The organism is Pseudomonas sp. E141 (assembly GCF_052659885.1).
Genome location: NZ_CP084024.1, coordinates 2765708 through 2790743, shown reverse-complemented (window position 1 = coordinate 2790743; position 25036 = coordinate 2765708). Strand labels below are relative to the sequence as shown.

Annotated in this window: 12 protein-coding genes and 1 pseudogene; 5 read left to right on the top strand and 8 right to left on the bottom strand. The window is 60.6% G+C overall.

The annotated features are described in order from the left end of the window. The first annotated feature begins 307 nt into the window (after positions 1 to 307). Positions 308 to 5176 carry an NAD-glutamate dehydrogenase gene (locus GKKCFE_RS12445; protein ID WP_445577920.1) on the top strand — a complete coding sequence of 1623 codons (4869 nt, stop codon included), beginning with the start codon at positions 308 to 310 and terminating at the stop codon, positions 5174 to 5176. Positions 5177 to 5367: 191 nt separating this feature from the next. Here the strand turns inward: GKKCFE_RS12445 and GKKCFE_RS12440 are convergent, their stop codons facing one another. The 3 genes from GKKCFE_RS12440 to pdxR all read right to left on the bottom strand — a co-directional run bounded on the left by GKKCFE_RS12440 (position 5368) and on the right by pdxR (position 7750). Then, complete coding sequence (locus tag GKKCFE_RS12440; RefSeq protein ID WP_339488073.1) at positions 5368 to 5772, bottom strand: cupin domain-containing protein; 405 nt, start codon at positions 5770 to 5772, stop codon at positions 5368 to 5370. A 139-nt stretch (positions 5773 to 5911) separates the two neighbouring features. Further along, positions 5912 to 6193 (bottom strand): antibiotic biosynthesis monooxygenase family protein, encoded by a 282-nt coding sequence (locus GKKCFE_RS12435; protein ID WP_047225809.1) that lies wholly within the window; start codon positions 6191 to 6193, stop codon positions 5912 to 5914. A 123-nt stretch (positions 6194 to 6316) separates the two neighbouring features. After that, positions 6317 to 7750: a MocR-like pyridoxine biosynthesis transcription factor PdxR gene (gene pdxR / locus GKKCFE_RS12430; RefSeq protein ID WP_339488070.1), complete on the bottom strand. Its 1434-nt coding sequence runs from the start codon at positions 7748 to 7750 to the stop codon at positions 6317 to 6319. A 205-nt stretch (positions 7751 to 7955) separates the two neighbouring features. Between pdxR and GKKCFE_RS12425 the strand changes: the two genes are divergently transcribed. Continuing rightward, positions 7956 to 8396, top strand: coding sequence for a carboxymuconolactone decarboxylase family protein (locus GKKCFE_RS12425; protein ID WP_076384471.1), 441 nt, complete (start codon positions 7956 to 7958; stop codon positions 8394 to 8396). Positions 8397 to 8421: 25 nt separating this feature from the next. Here GKKCFE_RS12425 and GKKCFE_RS12420 read toward each other — a convergent pair whose 3' ends face one another. Beyond that, on the bottom strand, positions 8422 to 14034 hold the full coding sequence (locus tag GKKCFE_RS12420; protein ID WP_445577919.1) for a putative Ig domain-containing protein: 5613 nt from the start codon (positions 14032 to 14034) through the stop codon (positions 8422 to 8424). A gap of 393 nt (positions 14035 to 14427) precedes the next feature. Here GKKCFE_RS12420 and GKKCFE_RS12415 point away from each other — a divergent pair, with 393 nt between their 5' ends. The 3 genes from GKKCFE_RS12415 to hemN all read left to right on the top strand — a co-directional run bounded on the left by GKKCFE_RS12415 (position 14428) and on the right by hemN (position 17732). Then, positions 14428 to 14871: a CopD family copper resistance protein gene (locus tag GKKCFE_RS12415; protein ID WP_047225813.1), complete on the top strand. Its 444-nt coding sequence runs from the start codon at positions 14428 to 14430 to the stop codon at positions 14869 to 14871. Positions 14872 to 14967: 96 nt separating this feature from the next. Further along, positions 14968 to 16347, top strand: a complete 1380-nt coding sequence (locus GKKCFE_RS12410) for a coproporphyrinogen III oxidase (protein WP_339488064.1) — start codon at positions 14968 to 14970, stop codon at positions 16345 to 16347. Continuing rightward, positions 16344 to 17732 carry an oxygen-independent coproporphyrinogen III oxidase gene (gene hemN / locus GKKCFE_RS12405; protein ID WP_339488061.1) on the top strand — a complete coding sequence of 463 codons (1389 nt, stop codon included), beginning with the start codon at positions 16344 to 16346 and terminating at the stop codon, positions 17730 to 17732. Before GKKCFE_RS12410 ends, hemN begins: the two co-directional genes overlap by 4 nt. A 75-nt stretch (positions 17733 to 17807) precedes the next feature. Here hemN and GKKCFE_RS12400 read toward each other — a convergent pair whose 3' ends face one another. The 4 genes and pseudogenes from GKKCFE_RS12400 to GKKCFE_RS12385 all read right to left on the bottom strand — a co-directional run bounded on the left by GKKCFE_RS12400 (position 17808) and on the right by GKKCFE_RS12385 (position 24518). After that, positions 17808 to 20465, bottom strand: a complete 2658-nt coding sequence (locus GKKCFE_RS12400) for an excinuclease ABC subunit UvrA (RefSeq protein WP_139049985.1) — start codon at positions 20463 to 20465, stop codon at positions 17808 to 17810. 225 nt (positions 20466 to 20690) lie between these two features. Continuing rightward, the gene (locus GKKCFE_RS12395; RefSeq protein WP_445577918.1) at positions 20691 to 21677 is read right to left on the bottom strand and encodes a phosphoribosyltransferase family protein; all 987 of its coding nucleotides are present in this window, start codon (positions 21675 to 21677) and stop codon (positions 20691 to 20693) included. Positions 21678 to 21745: 68 nt separating this feature from the next. Continuing rightward, positions 21746 to 22861, bottom strand: a complete 1116-nt coding sequence (locus tag GKKCFE_RS12390; protein WP_445577917.1) for a hypothetical protein — start codon at positions 22859 to 22861, stop codon at positions 21746 to 21748. 281 nt (positions 22862 to 23142) lie between these two features. Continuing rightward, positions 23143 to 24518, bottom strand: a pseudogene (locus GKKCFE_RS12385) (anthrax toxin-like adenylyl cyclase domain-containing protein). Positions 24519 to 25036 lie beyond the last annotated feature (518 nt).

Sequence of the window (25036 nt, the reverse complement as noted above, 5' to 3'; positions counted from 1 at the left end):
GATGCAAACCGGCTGTTTAGCTTGCCGTTGACCGAATATGTCGCAGCGCTGCAAGCAGGCACATTGTCGCACTCGTTAAGCTGCACGGCGGATGTACACCTGCAAAGGGCACCACGAGGGCTTTTTGCAGGTGTCCATTACATGGAAATTACATGGAAAAGGATGTGACCTGCCGGTCTTGTCCAGCTTCACCCACCTGTCGTCCTGTTTCCTCTGCCCGAGAATCAGGAACAGGATGGCCGACAGCCCTGAAAAAGGGCTGCACGCGACGCTTCCATCAATAACAAGCCCAAGCGGAGTACCACAGATGGCGTTCTTCACCGCAGCCAGCAAAGCCGACTTCCAGCACCAACTGCAAGCGGCACTGGCGCAGCACATCAGTGAACAGGCACTGCCACAAGTGGCGCTGTTCGCTGAACAATTCTTCGGCATCATTTCCCTCGATGAACTTACCCAGCGCCGGTTGTCCGACCTCGCCGGCTGCACCCTGTCTGCCTGGCGCCTGCTTGAGCGCTTCGATCATGCGCAGCCGCAGGTCCGCGTCTACAACCCGGATTACGAACGCCACGGCTGGCAGTCGACCCATACGGCAGTGGAAGTGTTGCACCACGACCTGCCATTTCTGGTGGATTCGGTCCGCACCGAACTGAACCGTCGCGGTTACAGCATCCATACCCTGCAAACCACCGTGTTGAGCGTGCGTCGCGGCAACAAGGGCGAGTTGCTGGAGATCCTGCCCAAAGGCACCCAGGGCGATGGCATCCTCCAAGAATCCCTGATGTATCTTGAAATCGACCGCTGCGCCAACGCCGCCGAACTCAACGTCCTGAGCAAGGAACTTGAGCAAGTGCTGGGCGAAGTGCGCGTGGCGGTGGCTGATTTCGAACCGATGAAAGCCAAGGTCCAGGATATTCTGTCCAGCCTGGACAACAGCGCCTATGCCATCGATGCCGACGAAAAAGGTGAAATCAAGAGTTTCCTGGAATGGCTGGTGGGTAACCACTTCACCTTCCTTGGCTACGAAGAGTTCGTGGTTCGTGATGACGCCGATGGCGGCCATATCGAATACGACGCCGATTCGTTCCTCGGCCTGACCAAACTGTTGCGTGCCGGCCTCACGGTCGATGACCTGCGCATTGAAGACTACGCCGTCAATTACCTGCGTGAACCGACCCCGCTGTCGTTCGCCAAGGCCGCACACCCGAGCCGTGTACACCGTCCGGCTTACCCGGACTATGTCTCGATCCGTGAGATCGATGCCGATGGCAAGGTCATCAAGGAATGCCGCTTCATGGGCCTGTACACCTCCTCGGTGTATGGCGAAAGCGTGCGCGTCATCCCTTACATCCGTCGCAAGGTCGAGGAAATCGAACGTCGCTCGGGCTTCCAGGCCAAGGCGCACCTGGGCAAGGAACTGGCCCAGGTGGTCGAAGTGCTGCCCCGCGACGATCTGTTCCAGACCCCGGTGGACGAGCTGTTCAGCACCGTGATGTCCATCGTGCAGATCCAGGAACGCAACAAGATCCGCGTATTCCTGCGCAAAGACCCGTATGGCCGTTTCTGCTACTGCCTGGCCTACGTGCCGCGCGACATCTATTCCACCGAAGTGCGCCAGAAGATCCAGCAAGTGTTGATGGAGCGTCTGAAAGCCTCGGACTGCGAGTTCTGGACCTTCTTCTCCGAATCCGTGCTGGCCCGTGTACAGCTGATCCTGCGGGTAGACCCGAAGAACCGTCTCGACATCGACCCGGTCTTGCTGGAAAAAGAAGTGGTGCAGGCCTGCCGCAGCTGGAAGGACGACTACGCCAGTCTGGTGATCGAAAGCTTCGGCGAAGCCCATGGCACCAACGTGCTGTCCGATTTCCCGAAAGGCTTCCCGGCCGGCTACCGCGAGCGTTTTGCCGCGCACTCGGCCGTGGTCGACATGCAGCACCTGCTGAGCCTGAACGAAAAAAATCCGCTGGTCATGAGCTTCTACCAGCCGCTGGGCCAGGTGTCCGGCCAGCGCGAGCTGCACTGCAAGCTGTATCACGCCGACACGCCGCTGGCGCTGTCCGACGTGCTGCCGATCCTGGAAAACCTCGGCCTGCGCGTGCTGGGCGAGTTCCCGTACCGCCTGCGCCACACCAATGGCCGCGAGTTCTGGATTCATGATTTCGCGTTCACCGCCGCCGAAGGCCTGGACCTGGACATCCAACAGCTCAACGACACCTTGCAGGACGCCTTCGTCCACATCGTGCGTGGCGATGCCGAGAACGATGCATTCAACCGCCTGGTGCTGACCGCCGGCCTGCCATGGCGCGACGTGGCGCTGCTGCGTGCCTACGCCCGTTACCTGAAGCAGATCCGCCTGGGCTTCGACCTGGGTTACATCGCCAGTACCCTGAACAACCACACCGACATCGCTCGTGAACTGACCCGGTTGTTCAAGACCCGCTTCTACCTGGCGCGCAAACTCAGCGGCGATGACCTGGAAGACAAGCAGTTGCGTCTGGAACAGGCGATCCTCACGGCACTGGACAACGTTCAGGTGCTCAACGAAGACCGCATCCTGCGTCGCTACCTGGACCTGATCAAGGCCACCCTGCGGACCAACTTCTACCAGACCGACGCCAACGGCCAGAACAAGTCCTATTTCAGCTTCAAGTTCAACCCGCACCTGATCCCGGAACTACCGAAACCGGTGCCCAAGTTCGAGATCTTCGTGTATTCGCCTCGGGTCGAAGGCGTGCACCTGCGCTTCGGTAACGTTGCTCGCGGTGGCCTGCGCTGGTCCGACCGTGAAGAAGACTACCGCACCGAAGTGCTGGGTCTGGTCAAGGCCCAGCAAGTGAAAAACTCGGTGATCGTGCCAGTCGGCGCCAAAGGTGGTTTCCTGCCGCGACGCCTGCCGCTGGGCGGTGGCCGGGACGAGATCGCCGCCGAAGGCGTGGCGTGCTATCGCATCTTCATTTCCGGTCTGTTGGACATCACCGACAACCTCAAGGAAGGCGCACTGGTTCCGCCGACCAATGTCGTGCGTCATGACGACGATGACCCGTACCTGGTAGTGGCTGCGGACAAGGGCACTGCAACCTTCTCCGACATCGCCAACGGCATCGCCATCGACTACGGCTTCTGGCTCGGCGATGCGTTCGCTTCCGGCGGTTCTGCCGGCTACGACCACAAGAAAATGGGCATCACCGCCAAAGGCGCGTGGGTCGGCGTACAGCGTCACTTCCGTGAACGCGGTATCAATGTCCAGGAAGACAGCATCACCGTGGTGGGCGTCGGCGACATGGCCGGCGACGTGTTCGGTAACGGCCTGTTGATGTCTGACAAGTTGCAACTGGTGGCAGCCTTCAACCACCTGCACATCTTCATCGACCCGAACCCGGAGCCTGCCAGCAGCTTCGCCGAGCGCCAGCGTCTGTTCGACCTGCCGCGTTCGGCCTGGACCGACTACGACACCAGCATCATGTCCGAAGGCGGCGGTATCTTCTCGCGTAGCGCCAAGAGCATCGCCATCTCGCCACAGATGAAAGAACGCTTCGACATCAAGGCCGACAAACTGACCCCGACCGAGCTGCTCAACGCCTTGCTCAAGGCGCCGGTGGATCTGTTGTGGAACGGCGGTATCGGTACTTACGTCAAGGCCAGCAGCGAAAGCCACGCCGATGTGGGCGACAAGGCCAACGATGCGCTGCGCGTGAACGGCAACGAACTGCGCTGCAAAGTGGTGGGCGAGGGTGGCAACCTGGGCATGACTCAACTGGGTCGTGTCGAGTTCGGCCTGCATGGCGGTGCCACCAACACCGACTTCATCGACAACGCCGGTGGTGTGGACTGCTCCGACCACGAAGTGAACATCAAGATCCTGCTCAACGAAGTGGTGCAGGCCGGCGACATGACCGAGAAGCAACGTAACCAGTTGCTTGGCAGCATGACCGACGAAGTCGGTGGCCTGGTGTTGGGCAACAACTACAAGCAGACCCAGGCCCTGTCCCTGGCGGCACGCCGCGCATTCGTGCGCATTGCCGAATACAAGCGCCTGATGAACGATCTGGAGGCACGAGGCAAGCTGGATCGCGCCATCGAGTTCCTGCCGGCCGAAGAGCAACTGGCTGAACGCGTCGCGGCGGGCCAAGGCCTGACCCGTGCCGAACTGTCGGTGCTGATCTCCTACAGCAAGATCGACCTCAAGGAAGCGCTGCTCAACTCCCAGGTGCCGGATGACGACTACCTGACCCGTGACATGGAGACCGCGTTCCCGCCGACTCTGGTGAGCAAGTTCTCCGAAGCCATGCGTCGCCATCGCCTCAAGCGTGAGATCGTCAGCACCCAGATCGCCAACGACCTGGTCAACCACATGGGCATCACCTTCGTTCAACGGCTCAAAGAGTCCACCGGCATGAGCCCGGCGAACGTGGCTGGCGCTTACGTGATCGTGCGGGACATCTTCCATCTCCCGCACTGGTTCCGTCAGATTGAAGCCCTGGATCACCAGGTGTCGGCTGACGTGCAACTGGAGCTGATGGACGAGCTGATGCGCCTGGGTCGTCGTGCGACGCGCTGGTTCCTGCGCAGCCGCCGCAACGAGCAGAACGCTGCCCGTGACGTTGCTCACTTCGGTCCGCACCTGGCAGCGCTGGGCCTCAAGCTCGACGAACTGCTGGAAGGCCCGACCCGCGAAGGCTGGCAGACCCGCTACCAGGCCTACGTAGCAGCCGGCGTGCCGGAACTGCTGGCACGCATGGTTGCAGGCACTACGCACCTGTACACCTTGCTGCCGATCATCGAGGCGTCCGATGTCACCGGCCAGAACGCCGCCGATGTGGCCAAGGCCTATTTCGCTGTGGGCAGTGCCCTGGACATCACCTGGTACTTGCAACAGATCAGCGCGCTGCCGGTGGAAAACAACTGGCAGGCCCTGGCCCGTGAAGCGTTCCGTGATGACGTCGACTGGCAGCAACGGGCGATCACCATTTCGGTCCTGCAGCAGGGCGACGGCACCCAGGAGGTGGAAACACGCCTGGCGCTGTGGCTGGAGCAGCATCACGACATGGTCGAGCGCTGGCGCGCCATGCTGGTGGACATCCGTGCCGCCAGTGGCACGGACTACGCCATGTACGCGGTCGCCAACCGCGAACTGCTGGACCTGGCGTTGAGTGGTCAACCGGTCCTGCCGACCAACTGATCCGGCGTTGAATGAAAAAGCCCCGCATTGAGAGATGCGGGGCTTTTTTGCGTTTGTAATACGCGATTGGTTGGAGCGCAGAGCCCCTGTGGGAGCGAGCCTGCTCGCGATGGTGTTTGACCCGCGACATTGATGTTGACTGACACCCAGCTATCGCGAGCAGGCTCGCTCCCACAGGGGGCTCAAAGGTGTTAGTTCTTCAGCGGAATCAACACCGCCTCATCTTCGCCCATCACCATGAACACCAACAGTTTCGCCGGCTCGGTCGAGCTGGCGTTTTTCGAAACCAGGTGCTCGGAACCCGCGGCTTCGTACCAGAACTCCCCGGCCTTGTAGGTGGTCGCCGGCTCGCCTTTGACCTGGGAGGTGATGGCGCCTTCCAGCACATAGGCCATGGCCGTTCCTTCATGTTTGTGGGCGGCGGACGACTGGCCGGGAGCGTAGTCGACGGTCAGCATCATGGCTTTTTTTCCAGGCAGGTTCTTCAGCATCTTCTCCTGCAGCACGTTGACCTTTTCCGAGGGGGCGGTTTCGTGGGCATAGACCGGGGCCAGAGGCAGCAGGCTGAGGGTGGCGATCAGGCAGAGGGTTTTCATGGCAATGACCTTCGTGGGTTTGAGTGAGTTCGCGCTGTGGCAGCGATGGATTCACCCTAAGCCCCACGGAGGGGCAAACAAACGTCCAATCTTTCGGAAGGCGGGTAGACCAATGCCGCGATCCACCCCAAGACAAAGGTCAGCGGTTGAAGTCCACGCTTCGAGCCAGACGGTTGTCGATCAGGCCGATGAACCCTTGCACTTCAGGGCAGTTGAAATGGGCTTGCATCGCCGCTTCCGATTGCCAGCGGGCGCTGACGGTCCAGCGGTCACCGTCGTCCGGGCAACGGTCGACCATGTAGGCATCGCACCCCGGTTGTGCACGCAGGGTTTCGACGATTTGCTGCAACTGGCGGCCCAGTTCTTCCGAGCGCCCGGCGGCGGCTTGGACCTGTACGGTATTGATCACCTGGCGAGTCATGGTTCTGGCTCCTGAATCAAGTCGGACGGGATTGGCTCGACAATCAACGAGACCCCTGCAGGATAGGCCCGTATTTACGAGGCTAAAACAGCCAATGGGCGGATAAATGTCCAGTCCAATGGCTCAGGCGACCTGCTGCAAAATGTCCCGCAAGCGGTCCAGCGCGGTGTCGATGTCGAGGATTTCGATGGCGCCAAAACCGAAGAACAGACCCGGTCGCACCGGGGCGGCGTTGAAAAAACCATCGAGGCGGTACAGCCCGACTTCGGCTTTTTTCGCCAGTTCGATCACCAGTGCCAGATCGATGGGCACCTTGCACAGCACGGCCAGGTGGAAGCCTGCGGTGGTGGGAACCGCCTCGAACCAGGGCGACAGGTCCCCGGCCATGCGCGCCAGGATTCGCTCGCGGCGGCCGGCATACAGCGTGTGGCAGCGGCGGATGTGCTTGAGCAGGCAGCCCTCGGCGATGAACTTGGCCAGTGCCCACTGGGGCAGGGTGGAGGTGTGTTGATCGGTGAGGCGCTTGGCCAGGATCACCGCTTCGAGGATCGCCGGTGGCAGGATCGCGTAACCGAGGCGCAGCTCCGGCAACAGCGTTTTCGAGAAGGTGCCGACGTAGGCCACGATCCCGCGGTCGTCCATGCTTTGCAGTGAGTCGGCCGGCCGGCCTTCGTAACGAAATTCGCTGTCGTAATCATCCTCGATGATGATTGCCCCCAACTCGTAGGCCCGCGCCAGCAAGGCCTCGCGGCGGGCCTGGCTCATGGGCATGCCCAAGGGAAACTGGTGGGACGGCGTCACATAAATCAGGCTTGTGCCGTCGGGAATGAGGTCTACCCGCATGCCCTGGTCATCTACCGGTATCCCGGCCACCGTGGCGCCGTGGGAGCCAAACAGCAGGCGTGCCGGCGGATAGCCCGGATCCTCCATGGCCACCAGGCTGCCCGACCGGGTCAAGACCCGCGAGATCAGATCCAGGGCCTGTTGTGCGCCGTTGCACACCACCACGTCATCGTCCTGACAATTGACCCCGCGGGAAAACGCAATATGCCGGGCAATGGCATTGCGCAGCGCCGGCAAACCCTCGGGCTGGCTGTAGAAGCCCTTGGCGCTGGCGATCTGGCGTAAGGCGTGGGCGGTACAACGTCGCCAGTCGTCCAGGGGAAACTGGCCTTTGCCGGTGGCGCCGCCGATGAAGTCATAACGCAGCGCACCTTCAAGGGTGGGATGGCGCATCAGGTCCGGCATGTTGCGCCAGGTCTCGACGACATCGGCGCCGGCCAGCTCGCGGTGGCTTTGTTTGCGCACGATTGGGGCCGGGCGCGCATTGACATAGGTGCCCTTGCCAATGATGCCGGTGAGAAAGTTTTCGTAGGTCAGTTGGGCGTAGGTGTCGGACACGGTCTTGCGCGAGACGCCCAGTTGTTCAGCGAGCAAGCGGCTGGGCGGCAGTTGCGTGCCGGCGGCCAGGCGACCACTTTCGATGGCACTGCGCAGTTGTTGATACAACTGGCCCGCCAGGTCTTTGCGGCCGTTGATGACAACATGAAGTTCCATACCCGCGCGCTCCTGGGCGATTGTGTGGCGCTAGCCCGCAAAGGCGCAAGATTAACCGCATTGTGCGTATGCATAGAAGTTGCGTGGAGAAAATCGCGCTGATTGGCCTGCTATGAACTGGTCCGGTTTTTTTCGACACATTGGATCTGTCGCGCAGCGTGCTCACGGCCTACCGTGGAGATACCGATCAGCACGGAATTGCGCCATGAGCCAGCGTCTGGATTACTACAGTGCGTCCCCAGGGGCGATGAAAGCCATGATTGGCCTTGAGGCGCTAAGCAGTCGCCTGAGTATAGAACCGGGATTGCTGCATCTGATCAAGATCCGTGCCTCGCAGCTTAACGGCTGTGCGTTTTGCACCGACATGCATTCGGTGGATGCGCGTCGCCTGGGTGAGAGCGAGCGGCGCCTGTTCGCCGTGGCGGTGTGGCGCGACAGTGGCTTTTTCACCCCCCGCGAACGCGCCGCCCTGGCCTGGACCGAGGCGGTAACGCTGTTGGCCGAAAGCCAGGTGCCGGATGAGGTCTTTGCCCAGGCCCGCGCCGTGTTCAGCGAGGAGGAACTGGTCGACCTCACGCTGGCGATCAGCACCATCAACAGCTGGAACCGGCTGGCGGTGAGTTTCCGCCAGAGTCCCGGTTCCTGATGGTTGATCGATCTGCCTGCTCCCGTCAGGCCGTGAAGTCGCTGGCATGCAGCTCCTTGACCCCCACCAGTTCGAATTCGAACTCGGCGCTGGCGTCGGCATTTACACTGCCGTAGAGGATGCCATCGGCAAAGCGCAGTTGACCGGTGGCATCGGCGCTAAAGGCATTGCTGCCAATGAATGTGAAGGTGTCGATCTCGGCGGTCAGCGGATTGGCGTCCAACCCGGTGAAGTCCAGTTGGTCGAACTCGGTGCTCTTGAAGCCGCTGATGACATCGCGTAACGCCCCGACGCCCATGTCCGACAGTGCTTCGAATGCGTATGTGTCTGCACCCGTACCGCCGCTCAGGCTGTCAGTGCCTGCGCCGCCGATCAACCGGTCATCGCCCGAGCCACCCACCAGCGTATCGTTGCCCGCCCCACCGTTGAGCACGTTGGCGCCGCTGTTACCCGTCAGGTTGTCGGCGTAGGCACTGCCGGTCAGGTTCTCGACATACTTGAAGGTGTCAAGGCCCGAACCCACGGTGTTCTGTTGCGCGGAGGTGGACAGGGTGGCCGTGACACCGGCCATGGCCCGTTCGAACGAGACCGTGTCATTGCCATCACGGCCGTCCAGTACGTTGTTGCCGGCCCCGGCAAACAGTATGTTGTCCAACGCATTACCGGTGCCATTGGCGGCGTCGGGGGTATCGATGTACAGGTTTTCGACGTTGTTGTTGAGGGTATAGGCCGTCAAGCTGCTGTGCACGCTGTCGATCCCGCCAGACACCGGGTTGCTGTTGGTCTCGATCACGGTATCGCCGGTGTTGTCGACATAGTAAGTGTCGTTGCCATCGCCCCCGCTCATGCTGTCGCCCCCGGCGGCGCCATCAAGCACGTTGTTGGCGGCGTTCCCGGTGATGAAATTGCGCCGTTCATTGCCGGTGCCGTTGATGTCCGATACGCCGGTGAGCACCAGATTCTCCAGGTTATCGCCTAACGTCCAACTGACCGAGGCCTGCACCGTGTCGATCTGTGCGGTCGAGGTGTTGCTTTCCACCACGCTGTCGAACGCGTTGTCGACCACATAGATGTCGTTGCCGTCGCCGCCGGTCAAGCTGTCGGCGCCCAGGTCTCCGTCCAGGGTGTCGTTGCCCGAGCTGCCCACCAGCGTATCTGCCTGGTCGGTACCGGAAATCATCCCGCCTTCGTTCTGGGCATCGTCGAATATGTCCTGCACGCTGTTGTTGTCATCAGGATTGCCCTGGAAACCCAGGTCATCGGCGATGTAATCGGCCAGGCGCTGGCCGACGATTTCCGCCGATTCCTCGTGCAAGTGCCAGACGTCGTCGGGATACACCAGTGGGTCGACTTCGTAGCGCAAGGGCAGATCGGTGTAGTCCACGGCCAGTTTCACGTCCGCGCGCTCGGCGGCGATGGCCTCCTGGGTGGCGCGGACATAACCGACACCTTCGACAATGTCGGCGATCTTTTCTTCTGAATAGCCACGGGCACGCGCCGCGTCCTGTTGGTAGTGCCCGGTCTCCATAAGGTAGACGTTGAAACTGCCGAACTGGGCGTGCAGGTAATCAAATACGGCCAGCGTTGCGGTCTTGTAGGCCGCCGCCGCAGCTTCCTTGTCGGAGGCGCGGGCGATTTCCTGGGCCGCTTCCTCGCCTTGGCCCCAAACAATGCCCATGGTGACGTTGTCGATGGCCCTGAGCTCGGCAAGCTGATCCTGCAACAACGCCACGGCGCGCAACAGCGCAGGCCCCGGTTGGTTGGTGTCGGTCAGCCACCAGCACAACTTGAGCTCCTCGGCGCCCAGGGTCGACAGGCCATTGACCGTACTGCCACCCACCGCGATGTCGATGCCATTGCCGTCGGCATCCTCGAACTGACTGCGTACGTCATAAGAGGTGTACCTGTTCAGGTCATTGACCAGCATCGACGTACCGGACTGATCATCGTCCTCAGTCATGCGCAGCAGGCGCGCATTGGACTGGCCGAGGGTTGGCAGGTAGAGGATGTCCTGCTGGGCGCGCTCGCCGAACACGAAGTCATCGGCGGTCAGGGTGTTGAGGTAGTTACCGCTGAGGGCGATTTCGAAGCGATTGCCGTCGGCATCCGCTTCGCTGGATTTGACATAGGTCTTGTCGCCGGCCGAGTTGAGGGTCATGTACAGCGTGCCGTTGCTGCCATTGCCGAGGCCGAGATAGCCCAGGCCGGAGACGTCTATCTTGTCGACGCCCACGGTGAAGTCATAGATCGTGTCCGTGGCCGTGACCCCGCCGGTGTCGTAGTCGCGGTAGCTGTCGAGCACGTTGGTGTAGCGGAAGGTGTCGGCACCGTCGCCACCGTACAACGCGTCGCGACCGGCGCCACCATCGACAATGTCCGCGCCAGTGCCGGCCCTGATCGTGTCGTTGCCGCCCAGGCCGAGGATCAAGTCCGCGCCCGCGGTGCCAGTGAGGGATTCGGCGTTGTTGGTTCCGGTGATGGTATTGGCCGGCGCATCGGCCACTGCCAGGGCGAAGCTGTCGCTCACCGAGGCACCTGACGGATCGGTGGCCTTGACCAGTACGTTGTAGTTGCCTGCTGCCGTGCTGGTGGGTGTGCCAGCGAAAGTCAGATTGCTGGCATTGAAGCTCAGCCAGGCGGGCAGGGCACTGCCATCGGCCAAGGTGGCGGTGTAGGTCAGCACATCCTGATTGGCGTCGCTGAAGCTGTCGGAGGTCACGGTGTAGGTGAACGGCGTACTTTCGGTAGCGTTCTGGTCGAGCAGGGGGATAACCACCACGGGCGCCACATTGCTGGGGGTGTTCTCGTCGGCGAAGACGAAATGACTGGCGGTCAGGCTGCTGACCAGGTTACCCGCCAGCGACACTTCGAAACGGTTGCCGTTGGCATCGACCGTGAGGTCTTTGAGGTAGGTGCGGTTGGTCGAGCTGCTGTAGGTCACCAGCAGCGTGCCGCCCTGGCCATTGCCCAGACCGGTATAGCCGAGGGCCGACAGATCGATCTTGTCGGCGGCCACGTCGAAATCGAGGATCTGGTCACTGGCGCTGGTGGAACTGGTGCGGTAGCTGTCGAGTTTGGAGGTATAGCGAAACACGTCGGCACCCGCGCCGCCGGTGAGTTTGTCCACGCCAGTGCCGCCCACCAGAATGTCGTTGCCAGCCCCGCCATTGAGGGTGTCGTTACCGGCGCCGCCATACAGTTGTTCGTTGGCCGCGGTACCGGTCAACGTGTCGTTGTTCGGCGTGCCATTGATCACGATGGGCGCGGCGGGCACGTCCTGCACCGCCAGGGTGAAGCTGTCGCTAACGGTGGCGTTGCTGCCGTCGGTCGCCGTGACCTGTATGGAATACGTGCCTGATGCTGTATCGCTTGGCGTGCCGCTGAATGTGCGGCTGGCGGCATCGAACACCAGCCAGCCGGGCAGGGCGCTGCCGTTGGCGAGGGTGGCGGTATAGCTGAGGCTGTCGTTGTCCGGGTCGGTAAAACTGGTGGCCGGCACCACGTAGCTGAACGGAGTGTTTTCGGTCGCATTCTGATCCAGCAACGGCGTGGCCAACACCGGTGCCTGATTGGTGGGCGAGGCGGTGGCGAAGACAAAATTGGCGCTGGTCAATGTGTCGAGGTAGTTACCCTCCAGCGCCACTTCGAAGCGGTTGCCATTGGCGTCGGCGGTCAGGGATTTGATGTAGGTCTTGGTCCCGGCGCTGTTGAGTACCACGTACACGGTGTCGTTCTTGCCGTCACCAAGGCCGGTGAAGCCCATGGCCGACAGATCGATCTTGTCGGCGCTGACATCGAAATCGGTGATCACATCGCCCAGGTTGACGCCGCCGGTGTTGTAGTTGCGGTAGCTGTCCAGACGGTTGGAAAACACAAAGGTATCGGCCCCGGTGCCACCGGTGAGGGTGTCCATGCCGGCACCGCCGTCGAGCTTGTCGTCGCCCGCGCCACCACTGAGGCTGTCGTTGCCCGCCAGACCCAGCAGGGTGTCGGCCGAGTCACTGCCGATCAGCGAGTCACTGCCACTGGTGCCGGTGACCACCCGATTGAAGATGAAGTTGCTGGCGGTCAGGGTACTGGTCAGGTTGCCCGACAGAATCAGCTCGAAGCGATTGCCGCTGGCGTCGGCATCGTAATCCTTGATGTAGGTGCGGTCGCTGCTGGCGCTGTAGCTGATCTGCAATGTGCCGCCACGGCCATTGCCCAGGCCGGTGAAGCCCAGGCCCGCGAGGTCGATCTTGTCCTGGGTAACGTCGAAATCAGTGATGGTGTCGTCGAAGCTGGTGGTGGCGTTGCGGTAACTGTCGGACTGGCTGGCGAAGCGGAACGTATCGGCGCCGGTGCCGCCAGTCAGTCTGTCGATGCCCGCGCCACCCACCAGGATGTCGTCTCCCGCGCCGCCATTGATGGTGTCATTGCCGGCACCGCCGTAGAAAATCTCGTTGGCGGCGCTGCCCAGCAAGGTGTCGTTGCCGGCGGTACCTTGCACGGTGGTCACCGGTACCGTGGCGCTGACATAGCTGCCGTCGCCATAGACCAGCGTCGCGCCCTTGCTGGTGTGACTGATGGTGTTGGCGATGATCGCATTGCGGTCGGTGCCGTCTTCGTTGCGTTCGGCAACGCCGTAGGTCGACAGGTCGCTGCCACTGATGATGTTGCCCTGGATCAGGTTGTCGCTGCCGTTGAAGTAGCGACCGGACACGCCCAGGGTGTCGTCGTAGGACTGGATGATGATTTCCGGTACCGGATTGCCCAGGGAGTTGTTGTTGAGGGTGTTGTCGATGACTTCAACGTGGTTGCTGCCGTAGATGCGGATCCCGGCGCTGGCGTTGTCGTGGATGTCGACGCCGCTGACGGTGACGTCGCTGGACAGCTTGATCAGCACGCCTTCGCCGCCGTTGCCATACACCTCGCCGCCGGTGATGGTGATGTTGCTGGGGGAGGGGATGTCCTCGCTGCCGCGCTGCACCACGATACCGTTGCCGCCGTTGTTGTAGGCAACGTTATTGGTGAGCGTGAAGTCGTGGGTGCTGGTGACGACGTTGAAACCGTGGCGGTCATTGTCGTAGGCGACGTTGTTTTCAAAGGTGCTGTCGCTGAGGAAGTCAGCAACAAAACCGTCCAGGCCGTTGCCGTGGGACACGCTGTTCTTGATGACCATGTTGACGGTCTGCTCGTGGGGGTCGAAGCCGTACCCGGAGCAATCCTTGATCTCGACGCTGTCGAGGGTGACGTTGGAGTCGTAGCCTTCTTCGCCGGGAATGTAGCCGTTGAACCAGCCGTCTATCTTGCCTGTGGTGTTGTCGCGATTGCCGTCGATGGTGAGATGGCTGACGCCGAAATCGTGGGTTTCTTCACCGTAGGCCGAGCGGATGATTCCGGTGATCTTGGTGTCGGAGCCGTCGGCCACCTTGACGGTGGTTTCGCCCATGCCGTCGCCGTACAAATAGACGTTGCTCTTGAGCATCAGGCAACCGTCGGAGGGTTCCTCGCCGGCCGAAACGATGTAAGTCCCGGTCGGCATGTACACCTGCCCGCCGCCTGCGGCAGCCGCCGCATCAATGGCACTTTGTATTGCCGCCGTGTCGTCGGTGATGCCATCTCCTTTGGCGCCAAAATTTTGTACGTTGAAAATCATGAGCTTATCTCCGTATCGGGCTGGAACCACGGTAGAAGCCAATATTCCATCGGCGGCCACCGTGTTATGACCCGCAGGAGCGCAAAAGTTGTGACCGCATATCGGCAAAGCGTCAAAAAAACGAACGGGCTGATCAACGGTCGGAACGACTTCAGCAAAAGATAACGTTCTGTTGACGCTTTTGGGTTCACACAACCCTTGTGGGAGCGAGCCTGCTCGCGATAGCGGTGTGTCAGTCGATGGGATGCAAGCCGAACCGACGCTATCGCGAGCAGGCTCGCTCCCACAGGTGCTGTATCGGGTTTCCTTGATTGGCATCAACCCCCAATCCGAAGCCGCGGGATAACCTCGACTAAACCATCGCCCGATGATTCAGGGGCGACCGAGGAGCCCATGAGCTATCCGCTGTTTCTGACATTGCACCTGTTTGCCGCGCTGGTTTTCATTGGCACGGTGTTCTTCGAGGTGCTGTTCCTGGAGAGCATCCGCAAACAGCTGCCCGCCAAAGTCATGGTGCTGCTGGAACAGGGCATCAGCCGGCGTGCCCGGCAGTTGATGCCCTGGGTGTTGCTGACGCTGTTCGGTGCCGGCGCTGCCATGGTCTGGCTGCGGTACTGGCCGACGCTTTCCGCGCCATGGGAGTCTTCTTTCGGGTTGCTGCTGGGCCTGAAAATAGCCTTGGCGGGCAGCGTACTCGGGCATTTCCTCTGGGCCATGTGGCTGTTCAGAAGCGCCCGCATGAACGCCCGTTACGTGCAGATCATCCATACCAGCGTGTTCATTCATCTGCTGGCAATCGTGCTGTTGGCCAAGGGGATGTTTTACCTGACCTGGTGAGCGGTTGTGGGGCGTATGCAGGGCGCTTGATACAGGTCAAGGCGACCCATCGGGACAAGTCCGACACTGTGCCTGCGCAGCCATTCGGAGATTGTCATGTTCGACCTGTTCCACACCCCCGGTGATCGAGCCCCGCGCCGTACCCCGGCGGTGGCTGATGTCGATTGCCCGGTCGGTACGCGCAAATTCCATACGGGGGTTGGCTCGCTCGATCTGCTTCGGGAGTTGCGCGACAGCCGCCATAAACGACGGCCGCTGTCCCTGGCGGTGCATCTGCCTTCGCGCTTGCGTTTGTCATCGTGTTCGCCCCTGGCGAGCGTGTGCCGATGTGGCGAGATCGAGGGCTATCTGCAACACCTGAGCTATGAAATCGGATTGGTCGGTTGTCACTTGGGCGCAGGGCGTCGGGTCGAGGCGTTCTGCCTGACTGGCGGTACGCCGGTGATCGCCCATTTGCAGCGGCTGATGGATGACCTGCGCAAACGTTTCGAGTTCTGTGAATACGACAGCGCCGAACACAGCATCGAGGTCGACCTGCATCACACCGACTGGTCCACCATGGGGCTGATTCGCGACCAGGGATTCACCCACGTCAGCATCGGTGTACCGGACATTGGCCTGGACAGCGATTTGTCCGTGGATTGCTATCAGAACCCGGCACCGATTCATTCGCTGATCGATGCCGCGCGAACCTTCGGTTTCCGTTCCATCAACATCGATCTCGGTTATGGCCATGCCTGGCAAACGCCCCACAGCTTCGCGCGCAAACTGGCCACGCTGATCGAACTGGAGCCAGATCGGCTGCATGTGTTCGACTACGCCCATGCGCCGTATCGCTATCGTTCGAAAAAACACCAAGCGGCGGATGCCTTCAGCAGCCAGGCCGATACAGACACCATGCGCCAAATCTGCTGCGAGCAACTGACCGGGGCGGGGTATCACTACATCGGGCTGGGGCAGTTCGTCAGGGCGGACGATGACCTGGCCGTCGCCCAAGAGCACGGGCGCCTGCATCGCAATTGCCAGGGTTTCACCCGACGCGGTTGCTGTGACCACCTGGGTTTCGGCCTGTCGGCCATCACCCAGATCGAACACTTGTACGTGCAGAACACCGATGACCTGCTGGAGTACTGCCAGCAGCTGGACGCCGGGCAGTTGCCTGTGTGTCGCGGTTGGCGCTGTGAAGCGCAGGACCTGCTCAGGGCCGCGGTGACCGAGCAACTTGCCTGCGACCTGGAGCTGGATATCCCGGCCATGGAAGCGCGTTTCGGCGTGGTGTTGCGCGATTATTTCGCGTCCATCTGGCCGCAGCTGGAGGTATTGCGCAGCCAGGGTTTGATCGAATTGACCAGCCGTTTTATCGGCATCTTGCCCGCCGGGCGCCTGAGTGTGGATGCGATCTGCAATCTGTTCGATCCAGTTCCCGACGACGCAGGCACTTTGACCGGCCCCTTTGACAGGTTGACCCCATCATGAATGCTGTATCCGCTTTCAATCGCGCCCTGGTCGAGAAGTACGACCGTCCGGGGCCGCGCTACACCTCCTATCCGACGGCCCCGCAGTTCCATCAGGCCTTTGCCATGGATGAGTACCGCCAGGCCGCCGAGCTGAGCAACCAGGCCCCGGTGCCCAAACCCTTGTCGGTCTACATCCATATTCCGTTCTGCCAGAGCCTTTGCTACTACTGCGCGTGCAACAAAATCATTACTCGCAAGACTCATCGCGCCGCTGAATACCTGACTTACCTCAAGCGTGAGATCGGCCTGCAGGCGGCGTTGTTCGACCGTTCGCGCAAACTGACGCAACTGCACCTGGGCGGTGGCACGCCGACCTATCTGACCCATGAGCAACTGGCCGATCTGATGGAGTGCCTGCACCAGGCGTTCGACATGGATGACAGTGACGCCCATGAGTTTTCCATCGAGGTTGATCCGCGGACCATCGATGCGCAACAGATCCAGGGGTTGCGCCAGCTGGGGTTCAATCGCCTGAGCTTCGGCGTCCAGGATTTCGATGCCCAGGTGCAAGCCGCGGTCAATCGGGTGCAGAGCGAGGCCCAGGTCGTCGAGTTGGTGGAGGCGGCCCGGCTGGCGCGTTTCAAGTCCGTCAGTGTCGATCTGATCTACGGCTTGCCGCTGCAAACCATCGCCAGTTTCGATGTGACCCTGAGCAAGATCATCGCCCTGCGTCCTGACCGGATCGCCGCCTACAGCTATGCGCATCTGCCGCAACGGGTGCGGGCGCAACGGATGATCCGACCCGAAGACATGCCGCCGCCGGAGCGCAAGCTGGAGTTGCTGGAACTGACCATCAATCGTCTGACCGAAGCCGGTTATGTCTACATCGGCATGGACCATTTCGCCTTGCCGGACGACGAGTTGGTGCGCGCTCAGGTCCAGGGCACGCTGCAACGCAACTTCCAGGGGTATTCCACCCATGCCGATTGCGATTTGATCGGCCTGGGTGTGTCTTCGATCGGTAAGGTCGGTGACAGCTATGGTCAGAACGTCAAGGAGCTTTCCCAGTACTACGCTCGCCTGGATCAAGGCCTGCTGCCGGTGCAGCGCGGCTATCGCCTGAGCGACGATGACCGGTTGCGCCGCGAGGTCATCAGCGAGTTGATGTGCCATGGACGGATCGATTTCACCCGGGTCCAGATCAGTCACGGTGTGGGTTTCAACGAGTACTTTGCCGATGCCCTGGTTCGGCTTCAGGAACTGGTGCGCGACGGACTGCTGGAGATCCACCCCGACTCGCTGGTGCTGCTGCCCCAGGGCCAATTGATGATGCGCAACGTGGCCATGGCGTTCGACGCGTACTTGGGCGTGGACCAGACGGTCCAGTATTCGCGTACGGTTTGACGAGCGCTCCCGCTGGCTGCGCAGCCAGCGGGGATAACCCCCTCGCCGCAGGGCGTGCGCCAGGCAGGTTGCCCTTCAACCCCCAGGTTGCAGCACCCTGCCCAGAAAGGCCGCCGTTCGACTTTCCTGACATTCGGCGACCTTCGTCGGAGTCCCGCATGCCACGACTTTTCCGCCCTGGTTCCCAGCGCCCGGGCCGATGTCGATGACCCAATCACTCTGCGCCACCACGCGCATGTCATGCTCCACCACAACCACGCTGTGGCCTTCATCCACCAGGCGATTCAACTGCACCAGCAAGCGATCCACGTCCTGGGGATGCAAGCCGTTGGTTGGCTCATCCAGCACGTACAAAGTGGTGCCCCGGGCTTTGCGCTGCAGCTCGGTGGCCAGTTTGATGCGCTGGGCCTCGCCGCCGGACAGTTCCGTGGCCGGTTGACCCAGGCGCAGATAACCCAGCCCGATATCCTGCAGCACTTGCAGTGAGCGCTTCGCCGACGCCTGCTCGGCAAACACCTCAAGCGCCTGGTTCACGGTCAGTTGCAACACCTGAGCGATATTCAGCCCCTGCCAATTCACTTCAAGGGTCTGGGGGTTGTAGCGATCCCCGTGGCACGTGGGGCAGGGTGCATACACGCTGGGCATGAACAACAGCTCGACGCTGACGAAACCCTCGCCCTCGCAGGTTTCGCAACGGCCTTTGGCGACATTGAAGGAGAATTGTCCGGCATCGAAACCCAGTTCCTGCGCCTGAGGCGTAGCGGCGAACAATTTACGTACGTGATCGAACAGCCCGGTGTAGGTAGCGAGGTTGGAGCGCGGAGTGCGGCCGATGGGTTTCTGGTCCACCTGGACCAGCCGCTTGACCGACTCGAGTCCGGCGGTGACGTGGCCACCGCTGGTTTGCAGCGGTTCATCTTCCAGGCTTTGTTCGTCGGCTTCGGCGTTGTGGCTGGCCTGGCCCAGATGGCCACCCACCAGGTCCAGCAGGGCCTGGCTGACGAGGCTGGATTTACCCGAGCCGGAAATGCCGGTCACGGCGCTGAAGCAACCCAAGGGAAAGGCGGCGCTGAGGTTATCCAGATTGTTGCGGGTGATGCCTTCCAGGCGTAGCCAATCCTTGGGTGTTCGAGGCGTACGCCCCGCAGCGCTGTCCTGGGCAAACAGGTAGGCGCGGGTGCGTGACTCCGGCACCTGCCGCAGGCCCGCGGGCGGGCCGCTGTAGAGGATTTTTCCGCCTTGTTCCCCCGCGTCGGGGCCGACATCGATGAGCCAGTCGGCGCGGCGCATGGTGTCCAGGTCGTGTTCGACCACAAACACTGAATTACCCGAGGCCTTGAGGCGTTGCAGGGCCTGGAACAGCGCTTCGCTGTCGGCCGGGTGCAGGCCGGCGGAGGGTTCGTCCAACACGTAGATCACGCCGAACAACTGGGAGTTGAGCTGGGTTGCCAGGCGCAGGCGTTGCAGCTCGCCGGAAGACAGCGTCGGTGTGCTGCGCTCCAGGGCCAGGTAGCCGAGGCCCAGGTCGATCAAGGTGACGATGCGCTCCAGCAATTCAGTGGCGATGCGTTGGGCGGCCAGGCGTTTTTCCAGGGACAGATTGTGGGTGTGGCGTGCATCAGGCCCACCGGCGTGGGGATTCTCACCCCGGGCGGCGCGTTGCTCGCGGGCCTCGCGGGTTTGCTGGTGGGTGAGGGTTGTTCCCGGTTCCTCGGCTTGTGCCAGATAATCGGGGGCGGCAACGCCCTTGAGCACCTCGGCCAGTTCCAGCAACGGCAGGTGGGACAGTTCGGCGATGTCCAGGCCGGCAAAGGTCACCGTCAGTGCCTGGCGCTTGAGGCGTTTACCTTCGCACACCGGGCAAGGGCTGGCGCGCATGTATTGCGCCACGCGTTTGCGCATCTGGGCGCTTTGGGAGTGCATGAACGTGTGCAGCAGGTAGCGTCGGGCGCCGCTGAACGTGCCTTGATAGCTGGGCTCGAGTTTGCGCTTGAGGGCTGCGCGGGTCTGGGCCGGGGTGAGCCCGGCGTACACCGGGACAGTGGGGGTTTCTTCGGTGAAGAGAATCCAGTCACGCTGCTTTTTGGGCAGGTCGCGCCAAGGAACGTCGACGTCATAACCCAGGGTCACCAGGATGTCTCGCAGGTTCTGGCCCTGCCAGGCCATGGGCCAGGCCGCCACGGCGCGCTCGCGGATGGTCAACGAAGGGTCCGGCACCATGGACGCTTCGGTCACTTCATAGACCCGGCCCAGGCCGTGGCACTGCTGGCAGGCGCCCTGGGGCGTGTTGGGCGAGAAATCCTCGGCGTACAGCATCGGTTGGTCGGCCGGGTAGCTACCCGCTCGGGAGTAGAGCATGCGGATCAGGCTCGACAAGGTGGTGACGCTGCCCACCGAGGATCGCGCGCTGGGCGTGCCGCGCTGCTGTTGCAAGGCCACCGCTGGCGGCAGACCTTCGATACTGTCCACGTCCGGCACGCCCACCTGGTCGATCAGGCGCCGGGCATAAGGCGCGACTGACTCGAAATAACGGCGCTGGGCTTCGGCATAAAGCGTGGAAAAGGCCAGCGACGACTTGCCCGACCCCGACACGCCAGTGAATACCACCAGGGCATCGCGAGGGATGTCGACGTCGACATTCTTGAGGTTGTGCTCGCGGGCGCCACGCACCCGGACGAAACCGGTGTCTTCAGGCAATGGCGAAGCGGAGGCGGGACCGGAGCGTGGGGGCATGGAGCGTTCCTTGTTTGCGTCTGTTCAACGCGTGGAGGCTTTCTGGCGAACGGCGTCACTCGGAGAGTGGAACCTGAGTCACAGCACTGATATTTATGCGACCGGGTTCGTCGATTCTCGTGCAATAAAAATTTTCTCCGAAGCGAAGAGATGATAAAAGCTGCTGTGGATGATAACCAGCGTGGCCCGCAGTGATAACCAGCGGCGTGTTCGCCATTTTCGCGTTCAGGATGGCGCCCCAGGCGCACCGTGTTTCCAATCTGCCGCGCCGATCAATCTTCCCCGGCCGCACCCGGCATCCCACCAGATGACCCGCAGCAAAGGCGCTTGCTGCGCGATCAGGATCGCTTGTGTCGGGTCGCTTTCAACGAAGTGCGTGCACCCCAACTGTACGCATGCCCGGGCTTTGTAGAGGGCAACCTGTTCTGGGCTGTCGTTGCTCGAGCGGGTATCTCTCATGATCAGCGGTGTCCCGCCATGGCCGTGCTGGCTTAGCCAGGCTTGAGTACGAACGCGATCCATCTCCGGGCGCCCGGTGATAATCGCCTTCACCCGCCCCAGAGGTGGCAGTTGCTTGAAGGGCTCGAGGCGGTCGCGTTCGCCAAGCGCCGCACTCAAGTCCGCCGCATAACGTTGGAGCGGGATATCTGGAAGCAGTATTCCGTCGAGGTCGATGGCGTACACGTCGTAATCATGGTCATGGGCCATACTGCCGGTACGCCCGCCACCGGTGTCGATCCAGCGATCGCGATAGGCGCAGGTAAGGGCTTGGCGCTCCCAAGGGAACTGCAAGAAATACCCTCGCCCGTCCAGCCCGTAATCGGGGCGTATACCGCTTAGGTCGTCAAAGCCGACAGTGAAAACCCTCACGATCAATCCCCTGCGCTGCAAGAATGCCAGGCAGTCCTTCAGGGTGTGCCCGGTGCCAGCGATGTCTTCACAGAGCAACACCTTGCTGCCTGGAGGAGGAAGGGGGATCGACGAGTCCCAAATCACGCTCCGATCGACCCGGTAATAGCGCAAAAAGGCCGGTTCAACGCCCGTGGCATGCGAGACCATCAGCGCTAAGGGGCCTCCACCTCGCAATATACCGATGATACTACTGAACGCCTCTTCGAGAAGCGTAGGCTGTATCGACGCGACCAAGCGATCCATCTGCTCATACGAGATAGGCAGCACGGGTTTGAGCACGTGCGATTTCTGGACAGACACTGTTTTATCCGGTGATGAAAGCGAGTCGTTCGGTGGGTGCTTGATGGCCCTACGGAGCCGTGACAGGGCTATGGGGTTGGCACAGGGTTCGATGTCCAGTCGTTTGACTCACCACCGTCGGCGTCTATTAAGGAAAGTCTGAAGGACAGATCGCGATACTCGCCCAGGGAGTGTCGCGCTTCCTCGGAGAGATCCGAGAACGCCGCTTCGCCATGCTTGTCGACCAGCTCCAAAATCGCGTCGAGCGCCGCACGGGTCTTTGGGCTGAGCGCTTGATAAGCCTCGGCACCGGCCTTGATCGCTGGATCATCGGGTTCGCCGGGTTCGACGCGACTCAGTCTGGTATCGGAAGCCCGGTTGACTGTTTCCAATGACATGTCGGTCAGCGCCAACGAATCCAGGCTGCTTCGCTTAAGGCGCGAAGCGCCGATTCCAGCGGTCCGCTGCGGCGGTAATGCGTCGAGTTTGCGCCGGGTATCTTGTTCCTGCTGATCGACTTTTTCTTGTTTGGACTTAAGGGCTTTACGTGCCATGCCGATAGGGGTGTAAAGCGCACTCAAGGCGGCCATTGCTTTCGCCTCCAGTGGACCTTTGCCCTGACGAAGGGCCATCTGATGGCGCGCGGATAGGGCAGAACGTTCTAAAAAATTGGCATCATTTATCGCGCTTCTCCATAGCTCAGGTTCTGATTTTTTTCCCGCGGCAGGCAATTGCTGGTTTTCCTGCACGAGACGTTGGTATTGCTTGCGAACGTCTTGTTTATCCAGTTTTCGACCAACGAACTGTTCATCGATTTTCTCAATCTGCTCTCGAGCATATTCGCTCAGCCTGGGCAGGTCCTGTCTACGGGATTCAACACCCGGCTTCGACAAAAGAAGGTTGAGTTTTTTTGATTTTTCCTTTGCCGCATGATGAGGTTCAGTCGAACGGTTGGCTTCTTTCGACCGTTCCATGAGCACGACAGTTTCGGTGGGACCCGATGCGTAGGATTTATGTTTGAGTTCAAAAATGTCGTAGCGCTGTTGCTCATTCTTTCTTGCATGCACGAGCAATTCACCCGGACTGGTATTGCCTTGACGTAGCAATAGCTTGAATGTTGCCTCGTTGTGCTCAGTTGAGTAGAGGTTCAGCGTCCCATCGGCAATGGCGTTGGCAGCCATATGGGTAATGGCCGACTGAATCATGTCCGGGGAGGTCTCCTTAAAAGCATCAAGGGTCTTTTTACTCAAATGTGCGGGTGAAAGTTTATCGACGTGCTCGGTTTGAGCCGAAGTTTTGGCAGACTCGATGGCTTGCCCATGCCGCAAGCGACCAGGGAACACGGGAGAGCTGCTTGCACCCGGTATCATTTGCTTTCTCTCCTCATGCGCTTATGCAAATTGGTTCGGTCAAATGAGTGGCCAATAGTGTTATGCCGGTTCCCACGTCAGCTGGATAAATTTGCACCGTATAAGTCGGCGAGGATTTACCCGGTCAATCCACCGGACTGAATTCGCCGCCGCTCGGCAACCACTTTCAATAAATCCAGATCAGACTGGGAAATATGACTGCCACGCCGGCTGCCTTGGCCGGACGCTATACCCCCGCGACGAGTCTCAGGGGGCGAAAGAGTCGACGACTGACTACTGAGCTTGCGCTCGATTTCTTGACTGCGGTTGGCGACGTTGGTCTTTAATTCGTCATCAAACCAACGCCTGTTTCCGACCAGCACATAGCCTGTATGACCGCTTGCGTGAGCATCACGCGCCTCCTCCAGGAAATCGTTTAACTTGACCTTGTCCGGTATGACTGCAATGGCGCCAAATTCGCCCAGTGCTTGCGGAGCAATGACGGTAGCTGGAAGGTTACTGTGCATGTTTGTACTTGGGTTGCCTTCGTCCGAGCCATGATGAACCAGGTTCCAGTCTGATGGATCATCAACATTCAGATGTGTTTTCAACTCGCCGCGTAATGAGTGGTTGATGTCGTCAATGACTCGTTCCTCGAGGCGGGTGACATAATCAACAGTCGGGGCGGCACCCGCCGTCTCTTTGACGGCGACATTTTCATATTTCGATCGAATGTGGGCGATGCCAAGATCGGTGGGCTGCTCGTTTGGCGCAGCTGGTTTTGCCGAGCCTCGTCGTTGACTCTGTTGCGGGACGTCATCCCACTGCGGCATCAAAAACAGCAAGTCGTAGTCGGCGGTGAAGGGAAGAGCAGGCTTGCCGTGAGGTTGAACGTTCGGTGCCAGCACTTCAACAGCCTGACCGTCTATGGCTATTCGATAGGTGCCGTTTGCGGTTTTATCAGCAGTGAAGTTAAACGTGGTCCCATCCTCCCTGGTACTTGCGAACGCAGGCGGAACAAGCGGTCTTATCAAATTGTGTTGCTTCAGGTAGTCCATGCGTGCTGCTGGCAGTTCCAAAGGCACCTTAACCGCGTGGCCGCTCTCCACGCACCGCTCGATTTGCAGATTCGCTTTTTCCATATCGGCCGGTGTCGTGCTGCCTTTTCCACTGAGCTGCTGATTTGCCGGAATAAAACCGAACAGCGGGCCGACCATGGAACTCTTCCTTTTATATTCAGCCCCTTGGTTGGATAGCCCATCCCTATCAGCTGTGCGTTGTGTGGATCAACAGGGCGGAAAGCGATAATGCATCGATGCTTCCGAGCGATGTCATGGAGCTGGAGCAAGTGCTGCGCACAGATGCCTGTTTGCTGGCTGACTTTATCGATATCGTCGCGGACGACCTCAGTCAACGGGCGGGCAGAAACTGCTGTGGTATGCCCGGCCTCAGGTGCTTTATCGGCGTTAAAGCTGAACGTTTGGTGCCATTGCACCGGGCCTAAGCTACTCATTCCATCCGCTTCCAGAATTTTAGTTCTCGAGTAGGTGGCGATTTCAGGCATGTCGGTTCCGCACGCCTCGGGCATTTGCTCCTGGAGGTTAGGGCCGGCCGAGTGGAGTACCGCCTAACGCACATCTGCTTGTCGCCTTCATAGTTATGCGGCGTCATGGTTCTGGTCCCGGAAACCGTGGGTGATGGCACCGAAAAAAACGCGCCCCGAAGGCGCGCGTTAAAAATTGGCTGGATGCGGCCAACCAAAGGAGCTGATGACTGGACTTGCGCGGCTGTTTGATCGGCAGGTCAATGCAATCGCACGCGTGCACCATAAATCTCTGGTGTTCAGAAACGTGATATTCGCCCTTTGCTTTCAACCAACGGCAGCAGGGAACGGACGGCATCGCTGCGCAGGTAAAGCGAAGCCCAGGCCCCAATGCCCAATCCAGTGCGCGACGCTGGTTTTTTCTGCATATCATGAAATCATGATTAGGACCGTGGTAAAACTCATTGGGTGGGTTGACGTACAGGCGT